The sequence below is a fragment of the Ancylobacter sp. GW821-FHT10E12 genome, from assembly GCF_058809335.1.
Map to the genome: position 1 here is coordinate 298,400 of NZ_JBXASN010000002.1, position 26,384 is coordinate 324,783.

At 66.4% G+C, this 26,384-nt stretch carries 21 protein-coding genes; 10 read left to right on the top strand and 11 right to left on the bottom strand.

Features of this window, described 5'->3' with window-relative positions; all coding sequences use genetic code 11:
- Positions 1-15: 15 nt before the first annotated feature.
- Entirely contained in the window at positions 16-1,053 is a 1,038-nt protein-coding gene (locus AC1RU4_RS03795; RefSeq protein WP_492889667.1) for an L-idonate 5-dehydrogenase, read from the top strand.
- A gap of 96 nt (positions 1,054-1,149) precedes the next feature.
- Here AC1RU4_RS03795 and AC1RU4_RS03800 read toward each other — a convergent pair whose 3' ends face one another.
- Together AC1RU4_RS03800 and AC1RU4_RS03805 are read right to left on the bottom strand one after the other, a co-directional pair.
- The gene (locus tag AC1RU4_RS03800) at positions 1,150-2,493 is read right to left on the bottom strand and encodes a sigma-54-dependent transcriptional regulator (protein WP_492889668.1); all 1,344 of its coding nucleotides are present in this window, start codon (positions 2,491-2,493) and stop codon (positions 1,150-1,152) included.
- Entirely contained in the window at positions 2,493-4,304 is a 1,812-nt protein-coding gene (locus AC1RU4_RS03805) for a sensor histidine kinase (protein ID WP_492889669.1), read from the bottom strand. The genes AC1RU4_RS03800 and AC1RU4_RS03805 overlap by 1 nt, the downstream gene beginning before the upstream one ends.
- A 276-nt stretch (positions 4,305-4,580) precedes the next feature.
- Here AC1RU4_RS03805 and AC1RU4_RS03810 point away from each other — a divergent pair, with 276 nt between their 5' ends.
- Positions 4,581-5,924, top strand: a complete 1,344-nt coding sequence (locus AC1RU4_RS03810; protein WP_492889670.1) for a dicarboxylate/amino acid:cation symporter — start codon at positions 4,581-4,583, stop codon at positions 5,922-5,924.
- A 159-nt stretch (positions 5,925-6,083) separates the two neighbouring features.
- Here the strand turns inward: AC1RU4_RS03810 and AC1RU4_RS03815 are convergent, their stop codons facing one another.
- On the bottom strand, positions 6,084-6,902 hold the full coding sequence (locus AC1RU4_RS03815; RefSeq protein WP_492889671.1) for an RNA methyltransferase: 819 nt from the start codon (positions 6,900-6,902) through the stop codon (positions 6,084-6,086).
- A gap of 223 nt (positions 6,903-7,125) precedes the next feature.
- Here AC1RU4_RS03815 and AC1RU4_RS03820 point away from each other — a divergent pair, with 223 nt between their 5' ends.
- Positions 7,126-8,337, top strand: coding sequence for an NADP-dependent isocitrate dehydrogenase (locus AC1RU4_RS03820; RefSeq protein ID WP_492889672.1), 1,212 nt, complete (start codon positions 7,126-7,128; stop codon positions 8,335-8,337).
- Between the two features lie 481 nt (positions 8,338-8,818).
- On the opposite strand, the gene AC1RU4_RS03825 is transcribed toward AC1RU4_RS03820, so the two are convergent.
- From AC1RU4_RS03825 to AC1RU4_RS03855, 7 genes are all read right to left on the bottom strand, one after another.
- Positions 8,819-10,069, bottom strand: a complete 1,251-nt coding sequence (locus AC1RU4_RS03825; protein ID WP_492889673.1) for a cyclic nucleotide-gated ion channel — start codon at positions 10,067-10,069, stop codon at positions 8,819-8,821.
- 60 nt (positions 10,070-10,129) lie between these two features.
- The gene (alaS, locus tag AC1RU4_RS03830; protein ID WP_492889674.1) at positions 10,130-12,781 is read right to left on the bottom strand and encodes an alanine--tRNA ligase; all 2,652 of its coding nucleotides are present in this window, start codon (positions 12,779-12,781) and stop codon (positions 10,130-10,132) included.
- A 196-nt stretch (positions 12,782-12,977) separates the two neighbouring features.
- On the bottom strand, positions 12,978-14,048 hold the full coding sequence (gene recA / locus AC1RU4_RS03835; RefSeq protein ID WP_492889675.1) for a recombinase RecA: 1,071 nt from the start codon (positions 14,046-14,048) through the stop codon (positions 12,978-12,980).
- A 224-nt stretch (positions 14,049-14,272) separates the two neighbouring features.
- Positions 14,273-15,496, bottom strand: a complete 1,224-nt coding sequence (locus tag AC1RU4_RS03840; RefSeq protein WP_492889676.1) for a DUF1501 domain-containing protein — start codon at positions 15,494-15,496, stop codon at positions 14,273-14,275.
- A gap of 4 nt (positions 15,497-15,500) precedes the next feature.
- Complete coding sequence (locus AC1RU4_RS03845; RefSeq protein ID WP_492889677.1) at positions 15,501-17,060, bottom strand: DUF1800 domain-containing protein; 1,560 nt, start codon at positions 17,058-17,060, stop codon at positions 15,501-15,503.
- A 133-nt stretch (positions 17,061-17,193) separates the two neighbouring features.
- On the bottom strand, positions 17,194-18,588 hold the full coding sequence (chrA, locus tag AC1RU4_RS03850) for a chromate efflux transporter (protein ID WP_492889678.1): 1,395 nt from the start codon (positions 18,586-18,588) through the stop codon (positions 17,194-17,196).
- 145 nt (positions 18,589-18,733) lie between these two features.
- The gene (locus AC1RU4_RS03855; RefSeq protein WP_492889679.1) at positions 18,734-18,895 is read right to left on the bottom strand and encodes a hypothetical protein; all 162 of its coding nucleotides are present in this window, start codon (positions 18,893-18,895) and stop codon (positions 18,734-18,736) included.
- A 136-nt stretch (positions 18,896-19,031) separates the two neighbouring features.
- Between AC1RU4_RS03855 and AC1RU4_RS03860 the strand changes: the two genes are divergently transcribed.
- Genes AC1RU4_RS03860 through AC1RU4_RS03880 form a run of 5 tightly spaced genes read left to right on the top strand, consistent with a single transcriptional unit; the run spans position 19,032 to position 23,802 of the window.
- Entirely contained in the window at positions 19,032-20,012 is a 981-nt protein-coding gene (locus AC1RU4_RS03860; protein WP_492889680.1) for an ABC transporter permease, read from the top strand.
- On the top strand, positions 20,009-20,803 hold the full coding sequence (locus tag AC1RU4_RS03865; protein ID WP_492889681.1) for an ABC transporter permease: 795 nt from the start codon (positions 20,009-20,011) through the stop codon (positions 20,801-20,803). The genes AC1RU4_RS03860 and AC1RU4_RS03865 overlap by 4 nt, the downstream gene beginning before the upstream one ends.
- 38 nt (positions 20,804-20,841) lie before the next feature.
- Positions 20,842-21,912, top strand: a complete 1,071-nt coding sequence (locus tag AC1RU4_RS03870; RefSeq protein WP_492889682.1) for an extracellular solute-binding protein — start codon at positions 20,842-20,844, stop codon at positions 21,910-21,912.
- 4 nt (positions 21,913-21,916) lie between these two features.
- The gene (locus AC1RU4_RS03875) at positions 21,917-23,095 is read left to right on the top strand and encodes an ABC transporter ATP-binding protein (RefSeq protein ID WP_492889683.1); all 1,179 of its coding nucleotides are present in this window, start codon (positions 21,917-21,919) and stop codon (positions 23,093-23,095) included.
- Positions 23,092-23,802: a maleate cis-trans isomerase family protein gene (locus tag AC1RU4_RS03880; protein ID WP_492889684.1), complete on the top strand. Its 711-nt coding sequence runs from the start codon at positions 23,092-23,094 to the stop codon at positions 23,800-23,802. The genes AC1RU4_RS03875 and AC1RU4_RS03880 overlap by 4 nt, the downstream gene beginning before the upstream one ends.
- 20 nt (positions 23,803-23,822) lie before the next feature.
- On the opposite strand, the gene AC1RU4_RS03885 is transcribed toward AC1RU4_RS03880, so the two are convergent.
- Positions 23,823-24,740 carry an AraC family transcriptional regulator gene (locus AC1RU4_RS03885; RefSeq protein ID WP_492889685.1) on the bottom strand — a complete coding sequence of 306 codons (918 nt, stop codon included), beginning with the start codon at positions 24,738-24,740 and terminating at the stop codon, positions 23,823-23,825.
- Positions 24,741-25,045: 305 nt separating this feature from the next.
- Here AC1RU4_RS03885 and AC1RU4_RS03890 point away from each other — a divergent pair, with 305 nt between their 5' ends.
- Complete coding sequence (locus AC1RU4_RS03890) at positions 25,046-25,780, top strand: SDR family oxidoreductase (protein WP_492889686.1); 735 nt, start codon at positions 25,046-25,048, stop codon at positions 25,778-25,780.
- Between the two features lie 42 nt (positions 25,781-25,822).
- On the top strand, positions 25,823-26,221 hold the full coding sequence (locus AC1RU4_RS03895) for an Atu4866 domain-containing protein (protein WP_492889687.1): 399 nt from the start codon (positions 25,823-25,825) through the stop codon (positions 26,219-26,221).
- Positions 26,222-26,384 lie beyond the last annotated feature (163 nt).

Sequence of the window (26,384 nt, forward strand, 5' to 3'; positions counted from 1 at the left end):
AAAGGACCTGAGACCATGCGCGCCATCGTCATCCACGCTCCGCACGATCTCCGCATCGAATCCATGCCGACGACACCGCCGGGGCCGAATGATGTGGTCGTCCGCATGGGCGCCGGCGGGATCTGCGGCTCGGACCTGCATTATTTTCATAATGGCGGATTCGGCACCGTGCGGCTCAAGCAGCCGATGGTGCTGGGTCATGAGGTAGCCGGAACGGTGGCGACGGTCGGTTCGGCCGTCACCAGCCTGGCAGTGGGAGACCGGGTGGCCGTCAACCCGAGCGGCCCGTGCGGTGTCTGCGAATATTGCCGCCAGGGACTGCGCAACCAGTGCCTCGACATGCGCTTCTATGGCAGCGCGATGCGGTTTCCTCACATTCAGGGCGCATTCCGTGAGGAGATGACCGTACCGGAAGCCCAGGCGGTGAAAGTCGGCGCACATGTCGACCTCGCCTTGGCGGCGCTGTGCGAGCCCTTCGCGGTGGCACTGCATGCCGTCGCCCAAGCCGGCCCGCTCGCCGGAAAGACGGTGCTAGTCTCCGGCTGCGGTCCCATCGGCTGCCTGGTGATCGCCGGCGTCAAGCTCGCCGGCGCCGCCGAGATCATCGCCACGGACATTGCTCCCGAGGCTCTCGCCATCGCGGCGGCGCTGGGGGCGACGCGCTGCGTCGACGTCTCCGGCGGCACCGGCGAGCTTGCCGATCTAGCGCAGGGCAAGGGGCGCGTGGATGCGGTCATCGAATGTTCCGGCAACGCCCGGGCGCTGTCCTCCGCCATCGAGCTGGTGCGGCCCCGCGGCACGATCGTGCTCGTCGGGCTCGGCGGCGACCTGCCGCTGCCGGTCAACAGCATCGTCGCCAAGGAAATCCACATCGGCGGCAGCTTCCGCTTCGATGAGGAATTCGCCCGTGCTGCCGAGTTGATCTCCGAAGGACGGGTTGATCTGCGTCCCTTGCTGACGGGCAGTTTCCCGATCGAGGACGCGGCCGCGGCCTTCGCGCTTGCCTCCGATCGCCGTCGAGCGATGAAGGTGCAGTTCCACTTCGGAGCTTGATCGCCGTAGCTTCGTTGGCGCTACGGCGTGCAGCGAATCCTCGTCTGCATTTTGCTGGCGGGCTGCATGCCCGTCCCATGCGTTGGCTGGCGTGACTTACGGTCCGTCGCCCGAGCCTGGCACCCGGAAACGCGCCTGATCGATTCCATGGCGTTTGAGCTTGTCGTAGAGCGTCTTGCGGGGAATTCCGAGGGCGCGCAGCGTCGCCTGGATGTCGCCACGGCTCGCCGCCAACGCGTCGCGGATCTGTTCGGCCTCGAAAATATCGACCCGCTCCGGCAGGCTCGCCCCCGTCGACAGTGCAGCTGGAGCGGTGTCGGATATCAGTCCGAGGGCGAAGCGCTCGGCGTAATGGGCGAGTTCGCGCACATTGCCCGGCCAGTCATGCGTGTCGAGATGCCGGTGCACGGCGGCATCGATCAGCGGCGGCTCGCGGCGGAACCGCTTGGCGGCGCGGCCGAGGAAATGCCCGAACAGCAGCGGCACATCCTCGCGCCGCTCGCGCAGCGGCGGAATGCGCACGAAGGCGACGTGCAGCCGGTAATAGAGATCCTCGCGGAAGCTGCCGCGCCGAACCTGTTCCTCCAGATCCACCTTGGATGCCGCCACCACGCGGATGTCGACGCGGCGCACCTCGTTGGTGCCGAGCGGCATGATTTCGCGCGCCTCCAGCACCCGCAGCATCTTCACCTGCAATGCCGGCGACATCGCCTCGATCTCGTCGAGAAACAGCGTGCCGCCGCTCGCATGCTCGACGCGTCCGACCCGCTTCTTCAGCGCGCCGGTGAAAGCCCCTGCCTCATGGCCGAACAGCTCGCTCTCGATGACGTTCTCCGGCAGCGCGCCGCAATTGACGGCCACGAAGGGACGCGAAGCGCGCGGGCTCCAGCGGTGCAGCGTCTGGGCCACGACCTCCTTGCCGCTGCCGGTCTCGCCTTCCACCAGCACGTCGATATCGGCATCGGCGATCTGCCGCACCCGCTGGCGCAGCCGCTCCATCTCCGGCGCATGGCCGAGCATCGGCATGTCGAGAGCCGCCGCCTCCGCCTTGCGGCGCAGGCCGCGGTTCTCCAGCACCAGCCGCCGCTTGTCGAGCGCATGGCGTACCGCGACCAGCATCCGGTCCAGCGCATAGGGCTTGGCGATGAAGTCGTAGGCGCCCTCGCGCATCGCCTCCACCGCCATGCCAATATCGCCATGGCCGGTGATGAGGATGACCGGCAGCTCGGCATCGAGCCGCTTAAGCCGGCGGAACAGTTCCAGCCCGTCGATGCGCGGCATGCGCACGTCCGTAATGACGACGCCGGTGAAGCTTGCGTCGATTTCGTCCAGCGCCGCCATGGCCGAGGGGTAGGAGGCGACAGCGAAGCCGGCCAGCATCAACGCCTGCACATTGGCGGCGCGCAGTGCCTCGTCGTCGTCAATGAAGGCGACATCCATCAGGAAAGCCTCGGCAAGGTGAGGGTGAAGACCGCGCCGCCATCGTTTTCGACTTTGAGCCCGCCGCCGAATTCGGCAACGATGTCGTGCGAGATGACGAGCCCGAGCCCGAGCCCGTCGGGCTTGGTGGTGGTGAAGGGGAGGAACAGGTTTTCAAGCACCGTCGATGCGAGGCCCGGCCCGTTATCGGCCACGCGCAGCACCACCGCGTTCGGTTCCGCATGGCCGATGATGCGAATGCGGCCATCCTCCCGCCCGGCCAGTGCCTCGACGGCGTTCTGAAGCAGGTTCACCAGCACCTGTTCCAGCCGCCAGCGCTCCGCCCACACGATCACGTCCTCTTCCGGCAGGTCCAGTTCGAGCTCGATGGCGTTCTGCCGCAGGCGGTGGCCGACCAGCAGCAGCGCACCCTCGATCGCCGGACGCAGCGCCACCGGCCCGATCTGTGTCGGACTTTTGCGGGCGAAGGCGCGCATCTCGCTGGTGATGGCGCCGATGCGCTCGGTCAGCGAAGCGATGGTGGCGAAATTGCCCCGCGCCATCTCCGTCTGCCCGCGCTCCAGCAAGGTGCCGCCGCTATCGGCGAAGGTGCGGATGGCGGCAACCGGCTGGTTGACCTCATGGGCGACGCTGGCGGCGATCTGCCCGAGCAGGGCGAGCTTGCTCGCCTGGGCGAGTTCGTCCTGCGCGCCGCGCGCGGCGGCTTCTGCGCGACGACGCTCTTCCATCTCCGCCCGTAGCCGGTCATTGGTTTCGCTCAGTTCGGCGGTGCGCGCGCCGACACGGGCTTCGAGCTCCCTGCGCATGGCGGCCTGCTGCCGGCGCTCTTCCTTGAGCCGCTGGCGACGCGTGAAAACGACCGCGGCCACACCGATCACCGCCATGCCGATGAGCAGGGCGAGCAGCCGTGCCGCCAACGCCGCGAGTTGCAGCGTGCCGGCGAGGGGCTCCAGCACATGCAGCATCCAGTTCGTCGTCGGCACCGCGACGGAGGCCTCGACAAAGCTCTGCCCACCCGGCTCCTGCGGCCAGTCGACCAGTTCCCGGTCGGTGCCTGACCGGCGCAGCGGCAGGAGGTCGAGCGGTGCGTCGCCGAATTGCAGGCTGGTGCGGACGGCTTCACGCTGGTCTGCCGGGATCGGACGGTTGGCGCGAAAGCGCCAGTCCGCCACGCTGGTCACCAGCACGATGCCGCGCGCATCGGTGACGAAGGTCGGGTCGCCGGCCCGCTGCCAGTCGGCTTCAACCGCATCGAACTCCGCCTTTGCCACCACCACGCCGAGCGCGGCCTCCGGTCCGTCGATCCGGCTGGCAATATAGAGGCCCGGCTTGTGGCTCACCGTGCCGAGCGCGAAATGTTCCGCCGCGCCCTCCTCCATCGCCCGGGTGAAATAGGGGCGGAAGGCATAGTCGTTGCCGACGAAGCTGATCGGCAGACGATAATTGCTGGCGGCGATGGCGATACCCCCGGCATCGATCACATAGATGACGCCGGCCCGGGTGGCGGCGGCCAGCGCCTCGAGCTTGGCGTCGAGCGCGGCGATGCGGGCGGGATCGCGGGCGTCCAGCGCAGCACGCACATCCGGGTCTTGCGTCAGGATCACCGGCAGCGTGCGCTGCTTCTCGATCTCGCTGCGCAGCATCGCCGAGCGGAACTCCGCCGCCGCTTCCGCCCCGGCGCGGACCTGGCCGAGCGCCCAGCGTCCGGCGCCAAGGCGTGCTGCCGCGTCAAGCGCGAGCAGCAGCCCAAGGCAGATCAACAATGGAACGGCCCGGCGGGCGACCTGTCTCGCACGGCCTGTCTCGGACATCGGCACCCGCCTCTTCACCAGGTCATACGTGCGGATACCCACACATGGCTCACGCCTATTGTGCGAAATTCCGCACAACTTGTCGAGGACTACATGGAGGGTCACGAGAATACGCAAATCATATCAATGCGTTAATTTCATCTACCCGTTTCGGCATGGTTGGCATGCACCTTGCGCAGGGTCTGTCGAGGCGCGCCTCGCGCCAAGTCCAGATAGTCACGGCTCCCAACGACGCCCAGGCAACGAGGCGCTGACGGTTCCCAGGAGGAAAGCTTCATGGCACACGCCATTCATGCCCCCGTTCCGGCCACCCCCCGGAAATTCTACCAGCATCTCTATGTGCAGGTTCTCGTCGCCATCGCGGCGGGCATCGCGCTCGGTCACTACTACCCGTCCTTGGCCACCGACATGAAGCCGCTCGGCGATGCCTTCATCAAGCTGGTGAAGATGATCATCGCTCCGGTCATCTTTCTGACGGTCGTCACCGGCATTGCCGGCATGCGCGACCTCGGCAAGGTCGGACGGGTCGCCGGCAAGGCGATGCTCTACTTCATTACCTTCTCGACGCTGGCGCTGGTCATCGGCCTCATCGTCGGCAACGTCGTCCGCCCCGGCGCCGGCCTGCACATCGATCCGGCTTCGCTCGATCCCAAGGCGGTCATGGACTACGCCGCCAAGGCGCATGAGCAGACCATCGTCGGCTTCCTCACCAACATCATCCCGACCACCCCGGTGAGCGCGCTGGCCTCCGGCGACATCCTGCAGGTTCTGTTCTTCGCGGTGTTGTTCGGCATTGCGCTGGCGGGCATCGGCGAGCGCGGCCATCCGGTGATGGAAGTACTGACCTCGCTGTCGCAGGCGATGTTCCGCCTGGTCGCCATCCTGATGAAGGCCGCGCCGATCGGCGCCTTTGGCGCCATGGCATTCACCATCGGCAAATACGGCATCGGCTCGGTCGCCAACCTCGCCTTGCTGGTCGGCACCTTCTACCTCACCAGCCTGCTGTTCGTGCTCGTCGTGCTCGGCGCGGTCGCCCGCTACAACGGGTTCTCCATCCTGGCGCTCATCCGCTACATCAAGGACGAGCTGCTGCTGGTGCTTGGGACCTCCTCTTCCGAGGCGGCGCTGCCGAGCCTGATGGAAAAGATGGAGCGCGCCGGCTGCCGCAAATCGGTGGTCGGCCTGGTCATCCCGACCGGCTATTCCTTCAATCTCGACGGTACCAACATCTATATGACGCTCGCCGCGCTGTTCATCGCGCAGGCGACCGGCATCGAACTGAGCCTGTGGGACCAGATCCTGCTGCTGCTGGTCGCCATGCTGAGCTCCAAGGGCGCGGCCGGCATCACCGGCGCCGGCTTCATCACGCTGGCCGCAACGCTCTCGGTGGTGCCCTCGGTTCCGGTGGCCGGCATGGCGCTGATCCTCGGCATCGACCGCTTCATGTCGGAATGTCGCGCGCTGACCAACTTCATCGGCAACGCGGTGGCGACCATCGTGGTGGCCCGCTGGGAAGGCGAGCTCGACGCCGACCAGTTGCGCCGCGCATTGGCAGGCGAAGCGACCACCCCGGCGCCGATGCCGGCGGTGATCGACATTACCCCCGCCCCCGCGGAATAGGTCAGGTCGGGCAGCAGCCCAGTCCGCGCACCGACGCGCGAAGAAACAAGGGCGAGAGCGGCATCGTCGCGCTCGCCCTTTTTGCCGTCGACATGACACAACATTGAGCGCAGGCCCAGGGCGGACCTTCGGAAGCGCGACGCGAGGGCCCGCCCGGCGTCAGTCCTCCGCCTCGCTCCCCTCTCCCAGCCGCCTGGCGCGGCGGACGGCGCGCCCTTCCCTTCCCTCCACCAGCGCGGTGACCATGCCGTGCAGCGTGGCGAGGTCCTGCCGCGTCAGGCCGACGCGATGGAAGATGTTGCGGATATTGCGGGTGGTGGAGGGCTGCTTCTCCGGCGAGCGGAAGAAGGCCGCCGCTTCCAGCTCACGCTCTATGTGGTCGAAAAAGGCGAAGAGATCGCCCTTGTCGGCCAGCGGCGAGCGCTCCGGCGGTTGGAAAGGCAGGGTGCCGCCCGAGACGAGCTTGAACCACTCATAACCGACAATGGCCACCGCCATGCCGAGATTGAGCGAGGCGAAGGCGGGATTGACCGGCAAGGTGAGGATGGCGTCGGCAAGCGAGACCTCCTCGGTATAGAGCCCGGTGCGCTCGCGGCCGAACAGCAGGCCGACATCCTCCCCCGCAGCAAGGCGGCCGACCGTCTCGGCCGCGACGGCATCGGCGCTCATGACCGGCTTGGCCATGCCGCGCTCGCGCGCCGTGGTGGCGACGACGAACTTGAGATCGGCGACGGCCGCGCGCACATCCGGATAGACGACGGCGCTGTCCAGGATGCGATCGGCGCCGGAGGCGAAGGTCACCGCCTTCGGGTTCGGCCAACCCTCGCGTGGGTTGACGATGCGCAGCCGCGACAGGCCGAAATTGCCCATGGCACGGGCCGCTGAACCTATGTTCTCGCCGAGTTGCGGCTCGACGAGAATCACTACCGGCCCGCCTTCCTGCCATGGCTTGGTGCTGTCGGTTCCGGCGCCGGGCATGCCCGCTTCCCTCGTGTGATGGACCCTTATGGCGCCCCTCATAGCGAAGGCGCCAACAAATGCGAAGCGCGCGCGGCCTTAACCGCCCTCTTGCCCGAAAGTTGGCGCGCGACCTGCTTTCGTTTGAGGTTACGGCGCGGTATCACCCACCCACCGGCGCCTGCCGCGCGGACCGGCGCCGAGGCCCCATTACGAGAGACGCTTCTGCGCGAGGTAAAACCCAATGGCGAAGATCAAGGTCGCAAATCCGGTCGTCGAGCTCGACGGCGATGAGATGACCCGTATTATCTGGCAGTACATCAAGGACAAGCTCATCCACCCCTATCTGGATGTGCCGCTCGAATATTACGACCTGAGCGTCGAGAATCGCGACGCCACCGGCGATCAGGTGACCATCGACGCCGCCGAGGCGATCAAGCGCGCCGGCGTCGGCGTGAAATGCGCCACCATCACGCCGGACGAGGGCCGGGTGAAGGAGTTCAACCTCAAGAAGATGTGGCGCTCGCCCAACGGCACGATCCGCAACATCCTCGGCGGCGTGATCTTCCGCGAGCCGATCATCTGCAAGAACGTGCCGCGCCTGGTGCCGGGCTGGACACAGCCGATCATCGTCGGCCGCCACGCCTTCGGCGACCAGTACCGCGCCACCGACTTCAAGGTGCCCGGCCCCGGCACCATGACGGTGAAGTTCGTCGGCGACGACGGCACCGTGATCGAGCACGAGGTCTACAAGTTCCCTGGCTCCGGCGTCGCCATGGCGATGTACAACATCGACGAGTCCATCGCCGAGTTCGCCCGCGCCTCGCTGAATTACGGCCTGATGCGCAACTATCCGGTATATCTCTCGACCAAGAATACCATCCTCAAGGCCTATGACGGGCGCTTCAAGGACATCTTCCAGGAGATCTACGACGCCGAATTCAAGGCCGAGTTCGAAAAGCGGAAGATCTGGTACGAACACCGCCTGATCGACGACATGGTGGCTTCGGCGCTGAAATGGTCGGGCGGCTATGTCTGGGCCTGCAAGAACTACGATGGCGACGTGCAATCCGACATCGTCGCGCAGGGTTTCGGCTCGCTCGGCCTGATGACCTCGGTGCTGATGACGCCGGACGGCAAGACCGTCGAGGCGGAAGCCGCGCATGGCACGGTGACCCGCCACTATCGCGAGCACCAGAAGGGCAAGGAGACCTCGACCAACTCCATCGCCTCGATCTTCGCCTGGACGCGCGGCCTCGCCCATCGCGCCAAGCTCGATGACAATGCCGAACTCGCCACCTTCGCCAAGACGCTGGAGAAGGTCTGCATCGACACCGTCGAAGCCGGCGACATGACCAAGGACCTCGCCCTGCTGATCGGGCCGGACCAGAAGTGGCTCTCCACCACCGGCTTCCTCGACAAGATCTCGTCGAACTTGCAGAAGGCGCTCGCCTGACGCGACGCTTGCACTCCGCGGGGTGGGGGTGTCCCCGCCCCGCGATTTCCGACGCGACATCGGCCGCAGGACCAGGCGCCAGACCCTGCCCAGCTCGGTCCTACGGATGATGTTTCCAGACGATCGCCGGCGTCGACGCGCATCCGGCACGACCCGGTCGATTCGACCCGATGGCCGGCATTTCAGCAATCGCCGCGGCTTGCCGCGGGCTGTATCGCCGAGTGCGCCACATGGCGTTCACTGCGATCGATGGGCGCCAAGCTCTGCCGAAGATGGGCTATCGAACGATATCCCGATCAGAACGCGCCGGCCCCCTCGACGGCACGGCACGCCATACGCGTAGCGACGCCCCGCCAGCCATCGCGCTCCAAAGGTCAGAATTCCGAAGGCTCCGCAGCCCATGGCCCTCGGCGACAGGCTGACGGAACGAGGCGGATCGTGTCAGGCATGGGGCCGGCAAGCCGAAGTGCGTAACGAGCGGCTAGCTCCCCGCCCCTTTCTCGGGTACTTCGCCGGAGGCGATGTCGCTGCGGCGCGCGACCGGGTGCGGACCGTCCTCCACCCGTGCCATGGCGCGAATGCGCTGGCCGATATCCGGGTGGCGGCGAATGACCTCCGCGAAGTCGTCGGTATCGAGGACCAGCAGCATGGAACGACGACGCGCACGAGCGGTCGCAGCACGCCGGGCACTGTGCAGAAGCGCCATCTCGCCGAAAAACTGGCCGCCACCGAGCACCGCCGTCTCGTCGCCGAACTCCAGCTCCACCTCGCCCGAGGCGATGAAATACATCGACCGCGCCTCCTCGCCGCGCCGGGCGATGATCTCGCCGGCACGCGCGGTATGCGCGGAAAGCACCTTGTGGATCTCGCCGATCGACGCCGCGTCGAGGTCGGCAAACAGCGGCACGCGGGCGACCATGCCCCATGTGATGACGAAATCACGCCGCTTGATGACGTCGACAAAGGCCGTGGCAATTATGCCGACGGGCAGCGCGATCATGATGATGCCACACAGCATGGTGAGCCCTGCGACGATCCGACCGGCCACCGTGACAGGATAGACGTCGCCATAGCCGACTGTCGTCACCGTCGCCATCGCCCACCACATGGCCAACGGGATCGATCCGAGATGGTCCGGCTGGGTCGATCCCTCGGCGACATACATGGCCGAGGCTGAAATGAGCACCACGCCGCCGAGCAACCAGAGACAAGCGAGCAGGGATTGCCGCTCGGCACGCAAAACCTCGAAAAGCGATTGCATTCCAGGAGAGTATCGCGCGAGTTTCACAAACCGCATCAGCCGCAGGATCGCGAGCGTCCGCAGGTTCACCCCGAACAGCGCCGAGATGAAGAACGGCAGCCAGGCCGCGAGATCGACCAGCGCCGGCAACGTCCGCGCATAACGCCAGCGCGCCTTGCGATGCGAGAGGCCGCGATAGCGCGGATCCTCGGGCGCGATCCACAGCCGCAGCAGGTACTCGACGGCAAAGATGGCGAGCGAGAACGCCTCGAAGGCGCGCAGCAGCACGAGATCGTGCAGCATCAAGCTCGGCACCGTCTCAAGCACGGCGGCAAGCACGTTGACGAGCACGAGCAGAACAAGCGCGGAATTGACCGCCGTTCCGAGCCTGTCATCCGAGCCGCTACCTTCCAGCACCTCGTAGAGGCGATGCCTCGCCCGGCGACGCCAGGTGCTCGACAGCCAGCCAACCTGCTGCCCCCGGGGCGTCATGCGCTGCTCACTCTCCGCAAAGGCAGGACCGCATTCCGCTCGGCCATGCGCATGCCGGGCTCACCCCGCGAGCGCGGCCTCGATTGCCTCGAGCGCCGCCGAAGCCTTCGCACCGTCCGGTCCCCCGGCCTGGGCCATGTCGACCCGGCCGCCGCCGCCCTTGCCACCAAGGGCCTCGGCGCCGCGCCGAACCAGCGCCACGGCGTCGAAGCGATCGGTGAGATCCGGCGTCACCCCGACCACAAGGCCAGCCCGACCTTCCTCGGTGACCGCGACGATGGCGACGATGCCCGAGCCGAGGCGCTTCTTGCCCTCGTCGGCAAGGCTCTTGAGATCCTTGAGATCGATGCCCGAAACCTGCCGGGCCAGCAACTTGATCGCACCGACCGTGCGGGCCGGCTCCTCGCCCGCCTCGCCGCCGCCCATCGCCAGGCGCCGACGCGCTTCGCCGATCTCGCGCTCCAGCCGCCGGCGATCCTCAACCAACTGGGCAACGCGGGCCTGCACCTCGCCAACCGGCACCTTCAGCACGGCGGCGGTCGCCTCAAGCGCGCGTTCCCGTTCGCCGAGGTGACGGCGCGCCGCATCGGCGGTCATCGCCTCGATACGGCGCACGCCGGCACCAACCGCGCTTTCGCCAAGCACGGTCACCAGGCCGATATCGCCCGTGCGGGTCACATGGGTGCCGCCGCACAGCTCGATCGAATAAGGCGCGCCATTGCCGGGATCGGTCCCCATGGTGACCACGCGCACCTCATCGCCATATTTCTCGCCGAACAGGGCGCGGGCGCCGGAGGCAATGGCGTCGTCGACGGCCATCAGCCGCGTCTCGACCGGCTCGTTCCGCAGGATCACCGCATTGGCGAGGTCGGCAACGGCGGCGATCTCTTCGTCGCTTACCGGCTTGGGATGGCTGAAATCGAAACGCAACCGGTCGGGACCGACCATCGAACCCTTCTGCGCGACATGATCGCCGAGCACCCGCCGCAGCGCCTCGTGCAGCAAATGCGTCGCCGAATGATTGGCCCGGATCGCCCGCCGCCGGCCATGATCGACATCGAGACCGAGCGCCGCTCCCACCGACAGGGTGCCGCTCTCGATCTCCACCTCGTGCACGACGACGTCGCCGAGCTTTTTCTGCGTGTCGAGAACCCGTGCCTTGAGGCCGCCTTCGCCGGTCATCGTGCCGGCATCGCCGAGCTGACCGCCCGACTCGCCGTAGAACGGCGTCTGGTTGAGCACCACGAGACCGCGACCACCCGGCCCGATCGCCGGAACCTCAACGCCGTCCGCCACCAACGCGACGACCGAGCCCTCGGCGGTCTCGGTGCCATAGCCGAGAAACTCGCTGGCCCCCGCCTTCTCGCGGATGCCGAACCACACGGCATCGGTTGCCGCCTCGCCCGATCCGGACCACGATGCCCGCGCCTCGGCTCGCTGGCGCTCCATCGCCGTTCCGAACGCCGCCGTGTCGACACTGATTCCGCGGGCGCGCAACGCGTCCTCGGTCAGGTCCAGCGGAAAACCATAGGTATCGTAGAGCTTGAACGCCGTTTCACCGGAAAACTTGGCGCCTTCGCCAAGCCCCTCGCTCTCCGCCTCGAGGATGGACAGGCCACGTTCCAGCGTCCTGCGGAACCGCGTCTCCTCGAGGAGCAGCGTCTCGGTCACCAGCGCCTCGGCGCGCACGATCTCCGGATAGGCACGTCCCATCTCGCGCACGAGAACCGGCACCAGCCGATACATCAGCGGATCGCGGGCACCGAGCAGCTGCGCATGGCGCATGGCACGGCGCATGATCCGCCGCAGAACATAGCCGCGCCCCTCATTGGAAGGCAGCACGCCATCGGCAACGAGAAAGGTCGAGGCGCGCAGATGGTCGGCAATGACACGATGGCTCGCCTTCTGCGGACCGTTCGCCGCTATATCGGTGAGATCTTCAACCGCACCGGTCAGTGCCCGCATGAGATCGATTTCGTAATTGTCATGCGTGCCCTGCAGCACCGCCGAGATGCGCTCCAGGCCCATGCCGGTATCGATCGAGGGCCTCGGCAGGTTGACCCGCTCGCCACCGGGCAGCTGCTCGAACTGCATGAAGACGAGGTTCCATATCTCGATGAAACGGTCTCCATCCGCATCGGCCGAGCCGGGCGGACCGCCCGGAATATGGGGGCCGTGATCGTAGAAAATCTCCGAACACGGACCGCAAGGACCGGTATCGCCCATCTGCCAGAAATTGTCGGAGGTCGGAATGCGGATGATCCTGCTATCCGGCAGGCCGGCGATCTTCCGCCACAGCCCGAACGCCTCGTCGTCCTCATGATAGACCGTGACCGTCAGCCGGTCGACCGGAAGCTCGAACTCGCGGGTGATCAGATTCCAGGCGAACTCGATGGCGTCTTCCTTGAAGTAGTCGCCAAACGAAAAATTCCCCAGCATTTCGAAGAAGGTATGATGCCGCGCGGTATAGCCGACATTGTCGAGGTCATTGTGCTTGCCACCGGCCCGCACGCATTTCTGCGAGGTTGCCGCCCGAATATAGGGACGCTTCTCCATGCCGGTGAAGACGTTCTTGAACTGCACCATCCCTGCATTGGTGAACATCAGGGTCGGGTCGTTGCGCGGCACGAGCGGCGAAGATTCCACCACCTGATGACCGTTCTTCGCAAAATAATCGAGGAAGGTCGACCGAATCTCGTTGACGCCGCTCATCGAACAATGCCCGCAGAAACAGATAACCGGCATAGCCACCGGCCCGCGCCGGAGCGGCGCGAGCACAGGTTCTAACGACGCTGCAATAGCTTGTCCAGAAAACGCCGTGCGGCGCCAACCGACCATCCACCGTGGTGAGCATCGACATACCGAGCGTCGGCGGCTACCGCCGACGCTGCGATCGTCCATGCCGCCCCTATTCGGCGTCGGTCTCGCCATCCTCGCCGGCCAGAATCTGCTCGGCGATAAGGCCGGCATTCTGGCGGATGGTCGCCTCGATGCGATTGGCGACGTCAGGATTCTGCCGCAGGAAGCCTTTGGCATTCTCCCGTCCCTGACCGAGACGCTGGCTGTCATAAGAGAACCAGGCGCCGGATTTCTCCACCACCCCCGCCTTGATGCCGAGGTCGATGAGCTCGCCCATCTTCGACACGCCCTCGCCATACATGATGTCGAACTCGACCTGCTTGAACGGCGGCGCGAGCTTGTTCTTGACCACCTTGACGCGGGTCTGGTTGCCGACCACCTCCTCGCGCTCCTTGATGGAACCGATACGGCGGATATCGAGACGAACCGACGCGTAGAACTTGAGGGCATTGCCGCCCGTCGTGGTCTCCGGGCTGCCGTACATCACGCCGATCTTCATGCGGATCTGATTGATGAAGATTACCATCGTGTTGGAACGGCTGATCGAACCCGTCAGCTTGCGCAGGGCCTGGCTCATCAGCCGCGCCTGCATGCCCGGCTGGTTGTCGCCCATCTCGCCATCGAGTTCGGCCCGCGGGGTAAGCGCGGCGACCGAATCCACCACCAGGACATCCACCGCGCCCGAGCGAACCAGCGTATCGGCGATCTCCAGAGCCTGCTCGCCGGCATCAGGCTGAGAAATCAGCAGATTGTCGAGATCGACGCCCAGCTTCCTGGCATAGATCGGATCGAGTGCATGCTCGGCGTCGATGAACGCACAGACACCGCCCTTCTTCTGTGCCTCGGCAATGGTGTGAAGTGCGAGTGTCGTCTTGCCGGAGGATTCCGGCCCGAAAATCTCGACGACGCGTCCGCGAGGCAACCCGCCGATGCCGAGCGCGATGTCGAGCCCAAGCGAGCCGGTCGAGACCGTCTCGATCTCCATGACCTTGTCGCCCTTGCCGAGCCGCATGATCGAGCCCTTGCCGAAGTGCCGCTCGATCTGTGAGAGCGCTGCGTCGAGCGCCTTGGCCTTGTCCATTGAAGATCCTTCGACGAGTCGCAACGTGGCTTGAGTCATTGCCGGGCTCCGGGTCGTAAGCAAGTGATTTGCTGTGATTTCTTGATCGTACTTGCTTTGTTCTAAGTTCGCAATATGTTCTCGATAGCCGGCGGCGAATTGCTGGTGGTGGGTGCGCGATCACTCTTTGTCGAACCTGGCGAAGGATATGGCAAGACATAGAAGGCCGGAGAGCTTTGAAATCTCGAATGGTTTTTGCCGGGCTGGCGGCGGAGGCTATGCCGTCAGGCGACGAGGTCCCTGATCGGCGCCAGCGCCGTGGTGTCGGGAAAGACCTCGCGGGCGAGATAGCTCGCCGGCGCGCCGAACAGGTCGGCGAGCAGGCCCTTGGCGACGGCGCGCACATCGGTGGTCGGACGCAGGTCCCGTCCCTCATAAAGTGCGGCATCGGACAGGCCAGGCCAATCGGCGATCACGCGGCCGCCGCGAATGGCGCCGCCGGCCAGGAACACCACCGTGCCGGTGCCGTGGTCGGTGCCCTGCGTGCCGTTGATGCGGGCGGTGCGGCCGAATTCGGTGATCACCATCAGCGCCGTGTCGTTCCATTTCGGACCGAGCGTGTCGGCGAAGACGCCGATGGCCTCGTCGAGACCGCGCAGCCGGTTGGCCAGCTGTCCCTTCACCCCGCCCTCATTGGCGTGGGTGTCCCAACCCTCGAAGGCAAGGCCGGCAATGCGCGGGCCATCGTCCTGCGCGATCAGCCGCGCAGCGCCGAGCGCGGTCTGGCGCATGCCCTTGGGATCGGCGAGGCCGCCCTGCCGCTTGATCGCCGGACCGTTCATGGCGACCATGTCCTCGGTCTTGAGCCCGTCCAGCAGCACCCGGTGCAATGCGGGGTCGCGCTCGGCATAAAGCGCCGCGAGGCGGGTCGCGAGGTCCTCGCCGGCGGGCGGCAGCACGGCCGGGCTCCAGCCCAGCACCGGCGCCGGTCCGCGCACCACCAGCGGCGCCACCGGACCGATGCCGAGCACGCCGGGCGTGGCGACACGCTCCCCGCTCGGCAGCCCGGCGAGGAAGCGGTTGAGCCAACCTGAATCGGCCTTGCCCGGCCCCGGCTGGCCGCTCTCCAGCACGTCCTGTCCGTCGAAATGCGAGCGGTCGCGATAGGCGGTCGCGGCGGCGTGCACGACGCTGGCCTGGCCGGCCTTGTAGAGCCGGGCGAAGGTCGGCATCGAGGGATGCAGCGCGAAGAAGCCGTCGAGCGGCAGGGCCGGTATCTCGCCGTCCAGCGAGAGCGCCAAGTCGCCATGCAGGCCGGCATAGGTGGGATCGCCGACCGGTGCCACCGCGGCAAGCCCGTCCAGCGCCCCGCGCAGCACGATGCACACGAAGCGCGCGTCGCGTCCGCCGGCGGCGAAGGCGACGCGCGGCATGAAGGCCCAGGCGAACAGCGCGCCGGAAGTGCCGAGGAGCGCGCGGCGGGAGAGCGAGGTTTCGCATAGGCTCATCGGCTCATCTCCTCTGGAATTCGGGCGCCATCAGCAGCAGCGCGACAGCCTGCGAACGGCTTTCGGCGCGGCGCACCGCCTGCACCGTCTCCGGCGAGACGGCCGAACCAAAGGCGGCCTCGACGAGTTGGAGCGGCAGTGCGGTGTCGGCCGTTCGGGCGATCTGATCGGCGACGTCGAGGCGCATCTTGATGCCGGTGGGCGAGAGCCATTCGTCGGCCCGGTCTGGAAAGCCCTCGGGACTACCGGGGTTCCATATCGGCTGTCCCATGGCGATGAGATGGCTGATCACGGTCTTGGCCTCAACCGGCTTGCCGGTCAGCCGCATGGCGGCGAACAGGTATTCTTGCGGGCTTCGCAGCTTGGCAGGCTCGGCCGCCCAGGCCTCCGGGGCCTCGATCAGCACGCGGGCAAGTTCCTTGAGATCGCCACCGCTGCTGCGGAAATTCGCCGCAAGCCGCGCGACCAGGGCGGGGGGCGGGTCGTCGGCGACGAAATGGGCGGCGAATTTATGCGCGATATGGCGGGCGGTGGCGGGATGCGTGGCGAGCGCGACCAGCGCCGCCTCGCCCTGCTCGACCCCGCCTTCGGGAAACACCCGGCCGAGCAGCGTCTGGTCGCCGGACTCATGGCGGACCGGGGCGAACGTGAAGCGCCCGCCATTAAAGGCGTCCTCATCCGACGAGGCGACCGTCCAGCCGGTGATGATGCGCGCCAGCGAGGTGACATCGGCCTGCGTATAGCCGCCATTGACGCCGAGCGTATGCAGCTCCAGCGTCTCGCGCGCCAGATTCTCGTTGAGGCCGCGCCTGTTCTTCAAGGCGGCATTGGAATTCGGGCCGATCGACTGGTTGTTGTCGAGATAGAGCAGCATGGCCGGGTGCTGCTCGACCGCCTTGAGCATGTCGCCGAAGCGACCGAACACGTAGGGGCGGATCGCCTCGCGCTCGAAGGCGCCGGCGATGATGCGCACCGGCGCATCCTTCAGCGCAATGGCGAAATGATTAGTCCAGAACATCACCAGCCGTTCGGGAAAACCGACCGGCATGTCGCGCAGCCGCACGAGCCGGGCCGCCAGCTCCTGCTCGTAGATCGGCGTGTCCGGCGAGGGGCCGATGGCATCCGCCGCGGTCATCGCTGGCGAAGCGTCCATGCCGCTGCCGGACCTGCCGCCGGACATTCCCCCGGACATGTCCATCGCCGGATCCATGCCGGCACCCATACCGGGCAGTGTCCCGGCAGGCGGCGCCTTGTCGCGCAGCGCCACGGCCATCGGCTTGGCGGCCTCGGAACCTGGCGGGCGCTGCCCTCGGGCACGGGTGACCGCACGTTGATAGGCGGCATTGCGCGCCAGCGCCTGCTGGCTGCTCGGCAGTTCGGGATCGTCGATGAGAAGGCCGTTCGCTCCCGCAAGCTCCTCGGCGAGAGCTCCGCGCGGGTCGGAACCAATGCGGGCGAGGTCGCCGGGACGGGGACCCAGCCCAAAACGGCGAAGGGCGGTCAAGGCGGCGGCATCGGCAGCGAGGTCGTCGGGCATGCGGGCGGCCTTGCGTTCGGTGCGCATGGCCGTCGCCCCGCCATGGAATGGCCGAACGGCTTGCCATCACGCTGCACATCACCCCACCGGGACGGGAGGTTGGGCATGGTTTTGGGCGATTTGGCGGCCGCCGCGGCAGCATTCGCGGGAGGCCATCAATTCAACTTAGCAGGCTCAGCAGGACACCGGCGAGACCGCAGCCGAGAAGCGTGACGAACATGCCGAGCTTGAACCGCAGCATGGCTACCATGGCCGCGGTCGTCAGCAAGGCCGCGCGCCAGTCCACCGAGGCCGGAACCGGCAGTTCCGGCCGCAACCCGAAAAGCTCGACCGTCACCACCTGCCGGAACACGACATGCAGGGCAAACCATAAGGCGAGGTTCAGGATGACGCCGACCACCGCCGCGGTGATCGCCGACAGCGATGCCGACAGGGCGCGGTTGCCGCGCAGCGCCTCGATGAAGGGCGCCCCGAGGAATATCCAGAAAAAGCAGGGCGCGAACGTCACCCACGTCGTCAGCAGCGCGCCGAGGCTGCCGGCGAGCAGCGGGTCGAGCGGCCCGGGAGCCCGGAAGGCGGCGAGGAAGCCGACGAACTGCACCACCATGATCAACGGGCCGGGCGTCGTCTCCGCGAGACCGAGGCCATCGACCATCTCGCCCGGCGCCAGCCAGCCGAAACCGTCCACCGCCGCCTGGGCGACATAGGCGAGAACCGCATAGGCGCCGCCGAAGGTCACGACCGCCATGGCGCTGAAGAAGCCGCCGATCTGCGTCCATACGCTGGACGGTCCGGTGAAAGCCCAGAGCAATATGACCGGACCGAGCCAGATCGGCAGCCAGACCGCCGTCACCCGCAAGGCCCGCCCCCAGGACGGATCGGCATGGGCGAGCTCGCCGCGTTCGAACATGCGGTCGACGACACCCTTCACAGCCGGCACATCGGTCTTTCCGCCCTGCCCGCCCGGCACGAACAGCGACGGTGCGCGGGTGCTGCCGATCCAGCCGATGGCGCCGGCCAGGGCGATGATGAGCGGAAAGGGAAGACGGAACAGATAGATACCGACAAAGGCCGCCGCCGCGATGGCGACCATCGCCCGGTTCCTGAGCGCGCGCCGCCCGATGCGGAGCACCGCCTCGACCACCACGGCCAGCACCGCCGCCTTGACGCCGAAGAACACCGCATCGACCAGTGGCACATGACGATAAAGCGCATAAAGGGCGCTGAGGCCGAGCATGACCACGGCGCCGGGCAGCACGAACAGTAGACCGGCAACGAGCCCCCCGGCGGTACGGTGCAGCAGCCAGCCGATATAGGTCGCAAGCTGTTGCGCCTCCGGGCCGGGCAGCAGCATGCAATAGCTGAGCGCATGCAGAAAACGCTGCTCGCCGATCCAGTGGCGCTGCTCGACCAGTTCCTTATGCATGAGGGCGATCTGGCCGGCCGGTCCGCCGAAGCTGAGCAGGCCGATCTTGGCCCAGAGCCGCGCCGCCTGCGCGAAGCTCGGGACGCCCGGCGATGCGGCCGCCTCATCGGTCGTGAATGCCGCGGTCATGAACGCCCCCTGTTGGATCGACTTCCGGCTGGAGGGCCGGTCGCGATCATTCTACACGGCATCCGGTAGCTGCGATGACATGTCAGGTGTAGTGCGGGGAGTGGATTGCGGCGATCGGCGCCGGAACCGCGTCCGGACTGCTCGATCAGGGCAGGTCACCGCGCCCGGTGCCATCGCGGTCGACCGAAATACGCGGCTGCTCGACGGCGAGTTCCTGCTCCAGCAGCAATATCTGCCGGTCGATGGCGGAGGCGGCGACATCTGCTCCTTGGCGGCCTTCCGGATGGAGCCCGAGCGGGCGCGCCATCAGACCGTCCTAATTATTCGAATGGACTATTGCTTAATCTGCGCTGGACGGCAACGCGTTCGTGCCCGAACCTGTCTGCAGACAAGCCGGCAAGAATGCACCCTCAAGTCGTCGTCCACAGCCACGGGAACAGCCGATGAGCAACGTTGAACGCATCGACGTGCCCGCACGAGCTTCGCCCGACACGCGCGCCGAGCGCGGGTTCCCGGACGAAGCGCTGGCGTCCCGCCTTGTCGGAAAGGTCTGGAGCCTGCTCACCCGGACTCGCTACACTGGTTATCTGCTGGTGACGCCGACGGTTCTGTTTCTGGCGGTCTGGTTCCTCTGGCCCGTCCTGACGATGGTGCATCTCAGCCTGACCGCACGCAGCGTAGACGGCGCGATGGTCGAGGGCTTCACGCTGGAAAATTACATCCGGCTGTTTTCGTCGGATCTCTATTTCAGGATCCTGATGCGCACCATCCGGGTCGCGCTGCTGACGAGCCTCTTCGCCGCCTTGTTCGCCTATCCGCTGGCCATCGCCATCGCTCGCGGAGGCCCTGCCCTCGCCCGCCTCGTCACCATCACCATTCTCGCGCCGCTGCTGGTCAATGTGGTGGTGCGCTCCTATGGCTGGCAGACGATCCTCAACAAGACCGGCGCCCTGGCCTGGGGGCTCAAGCTTCTCGGCATCGGCAATCCGCCGGTTCTGCTCTACACGGAATGGGCGGTGCTCGTCGCCTGCGTGCACGTCTACCTGCCCTTCATGGTCATGCCGCTTGCGGGCGCCATCGGCCGCATCGACCGCTCCGTGGAGGAAGCCGCGCGGGTCGCCGGAGCGACGCGCCTTTCGATGCTCCTGAGGGTGATCCTGCCCTTGAGCCTGCCGGGCCTTGCCGTCGGGGTCTCGCTCGTCTTTTCGCTGAGCGCCGCGGCCTATGTCACGCCGCAGATCCTCGGCGGCAATTTCTCGCCCCTGCTCGGCACGCTTATCGAACAGCAGATCCTGACCCTCAACGACTGGCCCTTCGGCGCAGCGATCTCGACCCTGCTGATCGCCATGGTGCTCGCCTCCAACCTCGTCTTCCTCAAGATCGTGAGCCGGCGTTTCGCACGCTGGACGGCAGGTGCGCGATGAACGAGACCGTCAGCCCGCTTCTCAGGATCATCGTCGGCATCATCCTGCTGATCGTCGTCGCGCCGCTGGTCGTGCCGCTGCTGATGTCGATCTCCGACACGCCCTATATCGTGTTTCCGCCGCAGGGCTTCACGCTGAAATGGTACGGCGCCGTTCTCGCCAATCCCGAGGCGCGCGGCAGCTTCCTGTTCTCGCTGGAACTTGCCGCCATCGTCACCGCGGTGGCGCTGGCGCTCGGCATTCCCTGCGCGGCGGGGCTCACCCGCTTCAAGGTTCCGGGCCAGGGGGCCGTTCTCGGCCTCATCCTGTCACCGCTGATCGTGCCGCTGATCGTCACCGGCGTCGCGCTGCTGCAGCTGTTCTCCATGCTCGGATCGCGCGCGACGATGATGCAGCTCGTCATCGGCCACACGGTCGTCTGCCTGCCCTATGTGATCCGCTCGGTATCGGCGAGCCTGCTGCTGGTCAATCGCAACCTGGAAGACGCCGCCTCCGTGCTCGGCGCGCCGCCCCATGTCGTGGCCGCCAGGGTGATCTGGCCGCAGGTGCGCCCCGGCATTCTCGCGGGCGGCATCTTCTGCTTCATCGTCTCTTTCGACGACTACCCGATCTCCATGTGGCTCGCCGACGGCAATCATTTTCCGGTGCCTCTCTACCTCTACACCGTCATCGAACGCTCGTTCGATCCGTCGATCGCGGCCATCGCATCGCTGATGATCTTCTTCGCGCTGCTTCTCGTGCTCGTCATCGAAAAAGTCTTCGGGCTCAGCCTGGCGCGGCTCGCGAGCTGACCGCCGGCCTCACGCAAACCAGAACAGGGGATTCACGCATGACCGACATCTCACGCCGTACCTTCGGCAAGTTCGCGCTGGGCGCGACCGCCCTCGCCGCCCCGATGGGCTTCGTCCGCAACGGCTGGGCGCAGGGCAAGGAGATCCAGATCGGCATCTGGGGCGGCTCGCAGGGCGAGTTCGTCAAGAAGCACATCATCCCGGTCTTCGAGAAGGATTTCGGCTGCAAAGTCACCGCGGAAGAAGGCTTCACGCTTGCCAATGTCGGCAAGATGCGGGCGACCAAGGCCAACCCGAAATTCTCCGTCATGTTCATCGACGACGTGGCGATACCGATCTGCAAGAGCGAAGGCCTGATCGAGCCGCTGCCGAGCGCCGACATGCCGGCGCTCGGCAACCTCTATCCGCGCTTCGGGTTCGATGGTTGGGGCACCGCGCTCGCCATCTCGGTCGGCAGCATGTTCTACAACACCGGCATCACCCCGCCCGACAGCTATGCCGACCTCTGGAAGCCGGAATATGCCGGCAAGCTGAAGCTGGTCAGCCCGAAGAATACGCCCTCGGTGTTCTTCCTGATCGTGGCGGCGGCGGTGAAGTCCGGCAAGCCGTTCTCGGAGGCGCAATATCTGATCGACGACAGCTTCGACAAGGTCGCGGAGCTGAAGCCGAACATCATGAACCTCTTCGACAACGGCCCGCAGGCGGCCAACGAAGTGGCGCAGGGCCAGGCCGATATCGGCCTGCTGGAGCTTTCCAAGTATATCTATCCCTATACCTCCAAGGGAGCCCCGGTGACCATGAGCTTCCCGAAAGAGGGCAGCTTCGCCGGCAATAATTGCCAGGTTCTGGTCAAGGGGGCGCCGAACAAGGATGTCGCCGTCGCCTTCATGAACCGCATGCTTGAGCCCGCCGTGCAGAAGGCCTTCTCCGAATATGCGCTGACGGCGCCGCCGGTCTCCGGCATCGAGTTCTCCAAGGAGACGCTGAAATACATCGCCTATCCCGTCGAGGAGATGGACAAGCGCGGCCTGTTCACGCCGGACTGGGAATACATCAACGCCAGGCGCTCGGGCTGGACCGAGAAGCTGAACGGCATCTTCGCCGTCTGACGGCTTGCACCCGACCCAATGGCCGGCCTTCCCAAGGCCGGTCCGCGACACCGCCGGACCATCAGGGGAAAACGAGATGGCAACAGCATCGTCAACCAGCGGGGCCGACGTGTGCCTCACCGGCATCTGCCGCAGCTATGGGGACACCCAGGTGGTCCGCGACGTCAACCTGAAGGCTTCGGGCGGCGAGATTCTCGCCTTGCTCGGCCCTTCCGGCTGCGGCAAGACGACGACGCTGCGCATGATCGCCGGTCTGGTGCAGCCGTCGGCCGGAGAAATTACCATTGACGGCTCACCGGTGACCGGCCTGCCGGTGCATCGGCGAAATCTCGGCATGCTGTTCCAGAACTATGCCCTGTTTCCGCATCTGACGGTTCTGGAGAACGTCGCCTTCGGCCTGGCCATGCGCGGTGTCTCCAAGGCCGAGATGGCGCAGCGCGCGAAACAAGCCCTCGCCCTCGTCCGCCTGACCGGTTTCGAGGACCGGATGCCGGCCGCACTTTCCGGCGGCCAGCAGCAACGCGTGGCGATGGCCCGCGCCATCGTCTACCGCCCGCGCGTACTGCTTCTCGACGAGCCCTTCGGCGCGCTCGACAAGAAACTGCGCGAGGAAATGCAGATAGAGCTCCGCCAGCTCTGCAGCGAACTGGGCCTGACGACGATCCTCGTCACCCACGATCAGGAGGAGGCGCTCATTCTGGCCGACCAGATCGCCGTGATGCGCGGCGGCCGCATCGAGCAGGTGGCGGCGGCCCGCACCATCTACGAGCGGCCGGTCTCGCATTTCGTCGCCGACTTCATCGGCACCTCGAATTTCCTGCCCGCCGGCATCGTCGAAAAGGCCGGCGATCGCACGGTCCTGAAGACGGCGAAGGGCCAGATGTTCGAGAGCGCCATTCCCAACGACCTCACCGCGCAGGACCGCGTGGCCGTCGCCATACGTCCGGAAAGCGCGAGGCTGGTTCCGGGCGAAGCGCCTGCCGCGGCCAATACGCTGTCCGGCACCATCCTGCGCAGTCTCTTCAAAGGGCAGATCCTCTCGGTCTGGATGCATGTCGGCGACGGAACGGAATTCGTCGTTTCCGTGCCGATCGAAGACGCCGGAACAAGGCCCCCTCAGCCCGGCGAAGCGTGGACGGCGCGCTGGTCGGCGGAACGCACGCTGGTGGTTCGCGAACAGTGAGCAGGGATCACGCACACACACCCCACGCGATAGGGATCCTGTTGCCTTCGTCGAATCGTGTCGTCGAACGCGTGACGCGATCCATCCTCGACGGCTTGCCGGGCATCGATGCCTGCTTCACGCGCGTGCCCTATGCCGGCCATCCTGCCGACGGCTACGACATGGCGTCGTTCCGGCAGGCGGCGACGATGCTCGCGCAGGCGCGTCCCGACGTCATCCTGTGGAATGCGACACGCGGCGCATTGCTCGGCTTCGAGCCGGACAGGCAGCTCTGCGCGGCGATCGAAGGCGAGACCGGCATCCCCTGCACGACGACGGCCCTGGCCACCGTCGAGCTGCTGCGAAGCCGGAACCTGCGCCGGATCGGACTTGTCGCGCAGGGGGACGATGTCGAAGGTCTGCGGTTAAAGGCGACCTTCGCCCGCGAGGGCATCGCGATCGTGGCCGGGCACAATTTCGGCATCAGCGACAATTTCGAGGCCGCAAACGTCGCCCCGGAAGAGATCGAAGACCAGGTCATCCGCCTGGCATCGGTCGCCGAGCCCGACGCGGTGCTGATCTGGAGCACCAATCTCGCCGGCCACAGGCTGACGTCCCGCCTGCAGGCACGCCTCGGCATTCCGATCCTGGATTCGGCGGCGATAGGAATACTGAATTCGCTGCCCTACGTGACGGCTACGCCGTCGCGGCCGACGGAGCCGGTCTGACGCGCTGATCCATGGTTCGCTCAGGCGGCGGCAACGGCGAGATCGCCTTCGGGAATTCCGCGCAGCCGGGCGACATCGCGGATGGGCGAAGCGCCGAACAGCCGCGCATATTCCCGGCTGAACTGGGAAGGGCTGCCATACCCGACCTCGAAGCCGGCCGTGGCGGCGTCGGAGCCGACCGCCAGCATGAGCCGTCGTGCTTCCTGAAGGCGCAGCTGCTTCTGGAATTGCAGCGGGCTCATCGCGGTGATCGCCTTGAAATGTGCGTGCAGCGCCGATGTGCTCATTCCCGCCACCGCCGCGACGGTCTCGACGCTGAACGGTTGGCGGAAGTTTTTCTTGATCCACGTCACCGCGCGCGCCACCTGCGCCGTGTGGCTGTTGGCGATGGCGATCTGGCGCAGCCGCCGGCCCTGCTCGCCGGCCAGCAGCCGATAGAGCAGTTCGCGCTCGACGAGAGGAGCGAGAATCGGAATGGACTGCGGCTCATCGAGCAGGCGCGCGAACCGCGCCGCCGCATCGACGACCGGCAGGCTCGCCGCACTCACCACCATGGCGAGGCCGGCGTCCGCATTTGCGCTCGAGGAAAGGCCGGCCTCCAGGATGATCTCGCTCAGCAGGGCCGGATCGAGATCGAGCCGAAGGCATAGATAGGGCGCATCCGCCGAGGCGCGGATCACCTGCCCGATCACCGGCAATTCCACCGACACGGCGAGATAATCGCCGGGTGCATATTCCAGAACATGGTCGCCGACGATGATGCGCTTGGAGCCTTGTGCAAGCAGGCAGACCGAGGGCTGGTAGACGGTATGGAGCTGCTCTGTCGGCCGGTCGGTTCGGATCATCGACAGGCGCGGGATCGGTGTCGGATGAATGCCGAAACCGAGATGTGTGGTGAATCGATCAATCGTTTCCGCGAGATCCGTCAGACCCGCCATCGGTCGAATCCTTGTTCTAGCTTGAGATTCGCGCTCCATCGAGGCAGGGGTCGCGCTCGGCACTACGATACGCATGGACGGAGGAACGGGCAATCCCATTGCCTCACCTCATCGTCCGGCGGAGATGCGACGGCCACATCGGAGCACCTTTTTCCTCCGGCAGGACGACGGACCCCAACGAGAGGCGATATCTGGAGAATCGGGCAAGAGGACGGGACTTCCATTCTACCGCCTGCTCCATGGCTGGCGGCATTCTCCAGGGCGTCGACGGGGCGTCCCGTCGCTTGCCGAGCCAGGAGGACGACATGCAGACCCTTTCCGATAAAACCATCATCATCACCGGTGCCTCCAGCGGCATCGGCCAGGCGACGGCCCGCCATCTCGCCGAGCGCGGCGCCCGCGTGGTGCTTGGCGCCCGCCGCACCGACCGGCTGGAGGAAGTGTCCAACGAGCTCAACGCGGCCGGCGCCAATACGGCCTTCCGTGCGCTCGACGTCACCGATGCCGCTGACGTCGCAGCTTTCGCCGCCTTTGCCGAGGAGCGCTTCGGGCCGATCGACGTGCTGGTGAACAATGCCGGCGTGATGCCGCTCTCGCCGTTGAACGCCCTCAAGATCAACGAGTGGAACCGCATGATCGACGTCAACATCCGCGGCGTGCTGCATGGCATCGCCGCCGTGTTGCCGAAGATGGAGGCGCGGGGCAGCGGCCAGATCATCAACGTGGCGTCCATCGGCGCCCACGCGGTCTCGCCGACCGCCGCGGTCTATTGCGCCACCAAATTCGCCGTGCGTGCGATCTCGGACGGACTGCGGCAGGAGACTTCGCGCATCCGCGTCACCACCGTCAGCCCCGGCGTGGTCGAATCCGAGCTCGCCGACACGATCACCGACGATACGGCCCGCGAGGCCATGGCCGGCTTCCGTGCCGTGTCCATCCCGCCGGACGCCATCGCGCGCGCCATCGCCTTCGCCATCGAGCAACCGGAAGGCGTGGATGTCAGCGAACTGATCGTGCGCCCCACCGCCAGTCCCTATTGATCGCCCCCTTCCGATCACGCCCGCCATTTCCGGGAGAGAACGATGAACACGCATTTTCCGCCGGTCGGCCGGCTGCTCAAGCACTCCTCGGCTTTGCTGGCCCTGCTGGCCGTGCAGCCGGCCCACGCGGCGCCTACCGCCGAACGCAAGCCGGGGGAGCCCTCCCCCTCGACATCCAGGGAGCAGAAAATGGAGCGGCAAGCTTATGTCGGCATGTGGGTGACCCAGGACGGACGCATCCGCCACCAGCTTCTGCCCGATGGCCGCTATGACGAGCAGCGCGGAAACCGGAAGAGCGCCTACCGGGGCCGTTACGAGATCACCGGCAACTGCATCTACTATTGGGAAGACACCGGCTTTACCGCCGATGGCGAGTTCCGCGGCGATGTGCTCTACCACGCCGGCATGGTTCTCCACCGTAGCGTCGACGGCGGATCCTGAGCGCCCTCGGAACAGGGCCGGACCGCCGCGCCGGGGAGCCGCCGGTTGGCGTGGAATCTGACCGGCGGTAGGCTGATCGGCCTGCCGCCACCTTGTCCGCCGCCGGCGCCCGCCGGCTCGGGAAGCGAGCGGCGGTCGCCAATGGGAGCTTCGTCTTGAGCGC